The organism is Yersinia sp. 1252 StPb PI (assembly GCF_048593885.1).
Classification (GTDB): Bacteria; Pseudomonadota; Gammaproteobacteria; order Enterobacterales; family Enterobacteriaceae; genus Yersinia; species Yersinia enterocolitica_E.
The window spans coordinates 1-7,167 of record NZ_JAZGQE010000214.1; the positions used below are offsets into that span (position 1 = coordinate 1).

Genomic DNA, 7,167 nt, shown 5'->3' on the forward strand with positions numbered 1-7,167 from the left:
TAATTTAATGTGCGCATAAGGAAATATTCTATGAATAATAGAGTGTGGCTGTTATTGTTATTTGGTACTGGTGGGATATGGCAATATAGTGCATGGGCCAATACGGTTCCCATGTTGATTGATCAGAATAACCCGTCCAGAATATCACGTGACATTGCTAAACCCCAAACCACACGAACAGCGCCACCTGCTATTTCAGTGCCTGCTCCCAACGCTAAGTTAACACTTGAAACCTTAATTGATGTGCAGCATATTCAATTTATTGGTGGTACGCGTTATGATCTTAAGTTACTTCGTGAACCGTTCAACGGTTATATTGGTAAAAAAGTACCGTTAAAGAATTTATTGGTGGCAACCCAATCTATTACTACATTATATCAGCAAGACGGTTATATTCTCTCTTATGCTTATTTACCCTCAGATAACTTTATTAATGGCACGGTAAAAATAGGCTTGGTTGAGGGTTACATTGCCAATACGCGGATTCAAAGTGAAAATGTTGCGATAGGCCGCTGGCTAACCAAGCTATCACAGCGCATCATGGCAGAGAAGCCACTGACGCAGGACACCTTTGAACGCTACAATATTTTGATGAGCCGGACCCCGGATACCAAAGTCATTGCCACGGCTAAAAACCCGGATAATATTTATGGCGCGACACTACTGGACGTTAAAGCCGAACATCCACGTAACTGGAATGTTAGTACTGCGCTGGATAGCCGCAAAGGAGTATACAGTGGTGTACTTAATGCAACCTTAAGTGGATTTACACCCTATGCCGAACAATTTGGTGTGGCGACGTTATTACCGCTCGACAGTAAAAATCGCGACCAATATCTTGGTTTAAACTATCAGCAATATCTAGGGAGCAATGGATTATTACTACAAACCCGTGGCAGCTATTATAAGCAGATTCCCAAAGACTATACCGATGTACTGACATTGTATCCGCAGGATATTACCTTATCAACGCGTTCCGAGCAGACGCAATATACCGGTGGTGTGGTATTGAGTTATCCATTGCAATTAACGCGCAAGCGGCAATGGACCCTGAGTGGTGGCGTAGATTATCTGGAGAAAAGTTACAATCTAAAAACTCGCGCCCGATTTAATACTGTTAATAATTATTTGCTGGATTTAGAAGAGCAGAATCAGCGAATGCGTTATCCGGCGGCTGAATTAGCCCTGGCGGGTTATCAGGAATATACCCAATCTTATTGGAGCACCCGCGCCAGTGTGCGCAAGGGGATCAATGGTGCTCTGGCATCCAGTTCGGTACCGTGGGGCGACTTGGGCTTTACCCGCTGGAAACTCACCGGTGACGGGGCATATCTGATGGATGAGAAATGGCGCTTGAGTGCCTCGGCAGAAGGGGATTGGTCGGACAATGATTTACCCGAGGCCGAGCATGTCACATTTGGCGGACTGCGCTTCGGCCGTGGTTATCCAGACAGTGACGCAACCGGGGATTATGGTTATGGCGGGCAGGTAGAAATGCGCTATCTGCATAACCGGGAACAGGGCAACTGGTTGAAGACGGTTCAACCTTATGTGGTTTTGGATACAGCCCACACGTGGTACAACTCTGCCATTTTCCCCGCGAAGAAGCTGGCTTCATATGCCGTTGGGGTGACCTTTGGTGACAACAAACACTATTCACTGTCATTGGAAGGGGCGAGGCCGATTGGCGACCTCCCCAGTGATAGCACACGCCGTGATTGGCGGTTTAATGCTACTTTGACCTATAATTTTGCCAATTAACGCAGGTGATGGATAACCTGATTACCGCTGCCACGCCAGATAAGCGAAGGATCTTTTAGATCTTGTACGAATTTGCCGTCAACCAACACGTTGATCAGATCAACCACTTGCTGTTGTTCGTCGCTCAGTTCAGCCAGGGTGTAGCCCGTCCAGACCCAAATATCTTTGCTATCGCACTCATTACGCACTCGCTTAACCAGTTGCAGTATCGCAGACAGGTTTTGCGGGTGCAGCGGATCACCGCCGGAGAGGGATAACCCCTGCCGATGGATGCGGGCGTCATTGAGATCAGCCACTATCTGATCCTCTAGTTCACGAGTAAATGGCTTACCCGAATTCAGTCGCCAGGTACTTTTGTTATAACAACCCACACACTGGTGCACGCAGCCAGAGACGAACAGCGTGCAACGGGTGCCGGGGCCGTTGATGACATCGACCGGGTAGTATTGATGATAGTTAATAATTACTTGTCCAATATGTTCCCCTTCGTACTTGAAGCTGCAGGGGGGGCGCTGCTTTCACAAACCCGAATCACTTGACTGCGTAAGTTCATCGGGATTAATGAGCCTCATCCTTGAGGCTCACCCTACGGGCTAGCATAAATGCTGTTCAAATCAGTTCCCGACCGATTTGTTATTTGCTTGCTGCCTACCTGCAACTCCAATTCCTCTGGGGGCGATTAATATTATTGGGGTAATTTCAATATTGAAAATCAGCCCAGTTGTCCGTTCGCCAGATGTTTCACGCGCCGCTTCACTTCTTCTTGCTTACCGGCATTGAATGGTCGTGCATCCGGGCTACCCAGATAGCCACATACTCTGCGGGTTACCGAGACTTTCGATGGCTCATGATTGCCACATTTCGGGCAGGTAAAACCTTTACTGGTACAAGAGAATTCACCGGTGAAGCCACATTCGTAGCACTCATCAATTGGCGTGTTAGTACCGTAATAAGGCACCCGACTGTAGCTGTAGTCCCAGACATCTTCCAACGCTCTGAGGTTGTGCTGCAAGTTAGGGTATTCGCCGTAACAAATGAAGCCGCCGTTCGCCAATGGTGGGTAAGGTGCTTCGAAGTCCAGTTTGTCGTATGGGTTAACTTTTTTCTCAACATCCAGATGGAAGCTGTTGGTGTAATAGCCTTTGTCGGTGACGCCGTCCACCACACCAAATTCAGCGGTATCAAGGCGGCAGAAACGGTCACACAGGTTTTCACTTGGTGTGCTGTACAGGCTAAAGGCGTAGCCGGTTTCATCTTTCCAGCTATCTGTTGCTTGTCTCATCCGTTCGACGATAGCCACGCCTTTTTCACGCAACTTTTGGTCATCAAAGACATGGGTCTGATGACCAAACAGCGCATTAACCGTTTCATGAATACCGATAAAGCCCAGCGAGATGGATGCGCGGCCATTTTTAAAGATCTCAGAAACGTTGTCGTCGGCTTGTAAGCGCACGCCGCAAGCCCCTTCCATATACAGAATCGGAGCCACACGGGCTTTAATCCCTTCCAGACGGGCAATACGGGTCATCAGGGCTTTCTTGGCTAACAGCAGGCGTTCATCCAGTAATTGCCAGAATTGGGCTTCATCGCCTTTGGCTTCCAGCGCAATACGTGGCAGGTTGAGACTTATAACCCCGAGGTTATTACGGCCATCGTGGATCTGTTTACCCTCTTCTTCATACACTCCAAGGAAGCTGCGGCAACCCATTGGTGTTTTAAAGGAACCGGTTACTTTTACCACTTGGTCGTAATTTAGAATGTCCGGGTACATGCGTTTAGTCGCACACTCCAGCGCCAACTGTTTGATATCGTAATTGGCATCGCCAAACTTGTGATTAAGACCGTCACGGATAGCAAACACCAGTTTCGGGAATACCGCGGTTTTGCGATTTTTGCCCAAACCGGCAATACGGTTACGCAAAATGGCCTGCTGGATCATGCGCGATTGCCAACTGGTACCTAAGCCAAAACCGAAAGTGACAAAGGGGGTCTGACCATTGGCGGTGTGGAGGGTGTTAACTTCATATTCCAGTGACTGGAAGGCGTCGTAACACTCTTTCTCGGTGCGCGACATGGCATAACCGGCGGCATCAGGAATTTGCCACTCTTGAGCCACAGATTTATGTTTGTTAAAACTTTCAGTGACAAACGGGGCCAGAATTTCATCGATACGGTTAATGGTTGTACCACCATAGATATGGCTGGCAACCTGCGCGATAATCTGTGCGGTCACTGCGGTGGCGGTAGAAATGGATTTCGGTGGTTCAATTTCCGCATTACCCATTTTAAAGCCTTGGGTTAGCATGCCATCGAGATCAATCAACATACAGTTGAACATTGGGAAGAAGGGCGCGTAATCCAAATCGTGATAGTGGATTTCACCACGTTCATGCGCTAACACCACATCCCGTGGCAAGATATGCTGTTTGGCATAGTGTTTCGCCACAATACCGGCCAGCAGATCGCGCTGGGTGGGGATCACTTTACTGTCTTTATTGGCATTTTCGTTAAGCAGCGCTTTGTTACTTTGCTCAACCAATCCACGGATTTCCTGATTCAGGCGACCACGCAGCTCCCGCGAGATATCCCTGTCATGGCGATATTCAATATAGGCGCGGGCTAACTGCTTGTATTGACCGGCCATCAGTTGGTTTTCTACCGCAGTTTGGATGTCGCGGATATCAACTTTCGGCTGGTTTTCCATCGTCTGAGCGACCACACGGGCAACAGTTGCACAATAATCTGCGTCCACAACGTCAACAGCCAAGGCTGCGCGCTCGACGGCTTCCTTGATCCGCACCTCATCAAAAGGTACCTGACAACCGTCCCGTTTAATCACTACTGTTTTCACAATGCCTGCTCCTGTAGCCGGTAATAATTATCCACAAGAAATCTTATCCACAAGGCAAGCCGCAGCGGGTAAGGGCTGCGAGGGAGGTGTGGATGGTTTTGTGGATAACTACTACATATAGATGTTTGAATTCCTACAACCACTATATATGGGTAATGGCAGAAGTGACAGTCAACTAATTTGACTTAGAACAAGGAAATCGACGTTAGGTCTATTCCCTGCTCAGTGCGTCACAAAAACGATATTTTTATGTGACTTATTGTGCGGATAAAGCGTGATGTGGGCCGAAATGTTTTAACAGAAAATCAACCCAAACACGGACTCTGGGGGGTAAATCGGCAGAAGCATAATAAAGCCATACTGGGGTCGGGGCGGGCCAGTAACTCACCAATACCGGCATAAGACTGCCATCGGCAAAGTGTGGCGCTGCATGCCATTGTGCCACATAGGTGATCCCCATATCCGCTAATGCGGCATGTAGCAGCATATCCGGCTGGGAAGAGATCAAACGACCTGACAACTCTAAGGATTGAACCTCATTATTCTGCTGCAATTGCCATTTTACTCTCCGGCCATTTGATGGATTACGGTGTATTAAACACTGATGCTGATAGAGATCCTGTGGGTTACTGGGTGAACCAATGCGGGCCAGATAAGCAGGGGATGCCGCCAGCAGCATTTGCATTGGGTAAAGCTGACGAGCAATCAAGCGGCTATCGGGATCGATGCGAGTGCCGATACCGACATCAAATCCTTCTCCGACCAAATTCACCACTCTGGCCTCCAGTGAAAGATCCAAATCAATCTGCGGATAACGTGCCATAAATTTTGGAATAAGTGGCATCAACAGTTGGCGGCCAAAGCCGGGGATGACACTGACCCGCACCGTACCACTGGGTTGTCGCTCATCATTACGCACCGTATCCAGAGTGGTGGAAAGTGCCTGCCACAGTGGTGCCACTCGTGCCAATAATGTTTTGCCTTCATCCGTTAGCACCACGCTGTGGGTATTGCGCTGAAACAGACGTAGCGCCAGTTTTTCTTCCAGTACGCGGATATTCTTGCTGACCGCAGCGGGTGTGATACCTAGCTGCCTGGCTGCGGTGGAGAAGTTGTCACTCTGAGCTGCGGTGAGAAAAGCGGGCAGTAAACGATGAATATCCAGAGGCAGCGACATAGTGGTTGATACCTTTAGTTGAAATTAATGTGACTGATAGCAGCCTACACCGACCAGCCGGAAAATGAAAAAATAGGTTTATCAAACTGGTTGGAGAAGTGCTATGCCCGCTATTTTAGTCTTAACATCCCATCGTCACCCGGATGAGTCTCGTATTAACCGTCGGTTGATAGAGGCCATCCGCCCATTAGTGAATGTCACGGTGCATGAACTGATGCGTGAATACCCTGATTTTCAGATAGATGTGGCGCGGGAACAGGAGTTGTTGAAGTCACATGATGTGATTGTGATGATGTTTCCGTTTTACTGGTACAGCTCACCGGCTATTTTAAGTGAATGGCAGGATGCGGTATTAACCCATGGTTTTGCCTACGGCAGTGGTGGCAATAAGCTACAGGGTAAGCCGTTGCAGTTGGTGGTCTCCACTGGAGGGAAGGCTCAGGATTATACGCCACAGGGATATAACCGTTATCCGGCGTTAGATCTGTTATTGCCCTTCCATGCCATGGCAAACCTGACCGGAATGGATTATTTACCACCGTTTTTGGTGCAGGGGGCAAATGAGATGGAGGAGGAGACGTTGGATGGTTATGTGCAGGGTGTGGTGGGGTTGATGAAGGGGTTTTAGTCACTCGTCCTGGTGGTAAGTGATCCGGTTGATTATTTTGGTTGATTTGGTGATTTGGTTGATTTGGTTGATTCGGTTGATTCGGTTGATTCGGTGATCCGGTTCGGTTGTTAGAATAGATTGGATCACTGTTTCGGTTGATAATCGTTCAGTGCTCAATTCATTTCCGCCGCCTCAACCGAGTTAAGGCCCATAAGCGTGGGCCTTAACAATCCGCGCTTGCGCACGTATCGCTGGCCTGCTTCGCAGGTGCCCTCAATCATCGTTCCGGCTAACGGACGGCTTTATTCGCGTCCCTGCTCATGACGCCTCAACCCGCCGTCCTTGGCGGGTTGCCTTGCCTACTCTCTTCACTCGGCTGCTCAAATGTGCTTTTAAACATCAAAACCTAAAGAAAAGGTTTTGATTTTGACGTTGGGCGCAATCAGGAATATTGCCGACAAAGATTGCAGGCCGAATGAGCCGCATGGACGCGGCGAAAGGGGCTGTCGAGCTGGGAGCGAGTCGGGCCCGGTTCGATTAGCCTGCAAGCTGCCGGAGGGCATGGCGAAGCCACAATATTTCGCGCAAGCGCGGGATTCCATAAGGGGGCGCGCCCGCCCCCTTTGGCGGTTGAGGCGACTAAGGTTAGGTTAGCCGTAAAGTTATAACAACCGAATCCGAGCACCGAATCAACGGAAACAGTGATCCAATCTATTCTAACAACCGAATCCGAGCACCGAATTAACGGAAACAGTGATCCAATCTATT

General features: G+C 48.8%; 5 protein-coding genes. 2 read left to right on the forward strand and 3 right to left on the reverse strand.

What is annotated here, in order from left to right:
- Positions 1–30: 30 nt before the first annotated feature.
- Positions 31–1,761: a ShlB/FhaC/HecB family hemolysin secretion/activation protein gene (locus V2A85_RS20775; protein ID WP_420072242.1), complete on the forward strand. Its 1,731-nt coding sequence runs from the start codon at positions 31–33 to the stop codon at positions 1,759–1,761.
- Here the strand turns inward: V2A85_RS20775 and nrdG are convergent.
- From nrdG to V2A85_RS20790, 3 genes are all read right to left on the reverse strand, one after another.
- Positions 1,758–2,222 (reverse strand): anaerobic ribonucleoside-triphosphate reductase-activating protein, encoded by a 465-nt coding sequence (gene nrdG, locus V2A85_RS20780; protein ID WP_372559811.1) that lies wholly within the window; start codon positions 2,220–2,222, stop codon positions 1,758–1,760. The two genes, V2A85_RS20775 and nrdG, sit on opposite strands and share 4 nt — an antisense overlap.
- Before the next feature lie 251 nt (positions 2,223–2,473).
- On the reverse strand, positions 2,474–4,612 hold the full coding sequence (gene nrdD, locus V2A85_RS20785; RefSeq protein WP_372557864.1) for an anaerobic ribonucleoside-triphosphate reductase: 2,139 nt from the start codon (positions 4,610–4,612) through the stop codon (positions 2,474–2,476).
- A 256-nt stretch (positions 4,613–4,868) separates the two neighbouring features.
- Entirely contained in the window at positions 4,869–5,789 is a 921-nt protein-coding gene (locus V2A85_RS20790; RefSeq protein ID WP_420072243.1) for a LysR substrate-binding domain-containing protein, read from the reverse strand.
- 103 nt (positions 5,790–5,892) lie between these two features.
- On the opposite strand from V2A85_RS20790, the gene V2A85_RS20795 reads away from it, so the two are divergent.
- Positions 5,893–6,417, forward strand: coding sequence for an NAD(P)H-dependent oxidoreductase (locus V2A85_RS20795; RefSeq protein ID WP_420072244.1), 525 nt, complete (start codon positions 5,893–5,895; stop codon positions 6,415–6,417).
- Positions 6,418–7,167: the final 750 nt, after the last annotated feature.

Bases quoted from the DNA above. Each gene is read 5' to 3' on its own strand.
- V2A85_RS20790 (WP_420072243.1), bottom strand. From the start codon at position 5,789: ATGTCGCTGCCTCTGGATATTCATCGTTTACTGCCCGCTTTTCTCACC.
- V2A85_RS20775 (WP_420072242.1), top strand. From the start codon at position 31: ATGAATAATAGAGTGTGGCTGTTATTGTTATTTGGTACTGGTGGGATA.
- V2A85_RS20795 (WP_420072244.1), top strand. From the start codon at position 5,893: ATGCCCGCTATTTTAGTCTTAACATCCCATCGTCACCCGGATGAGTCT.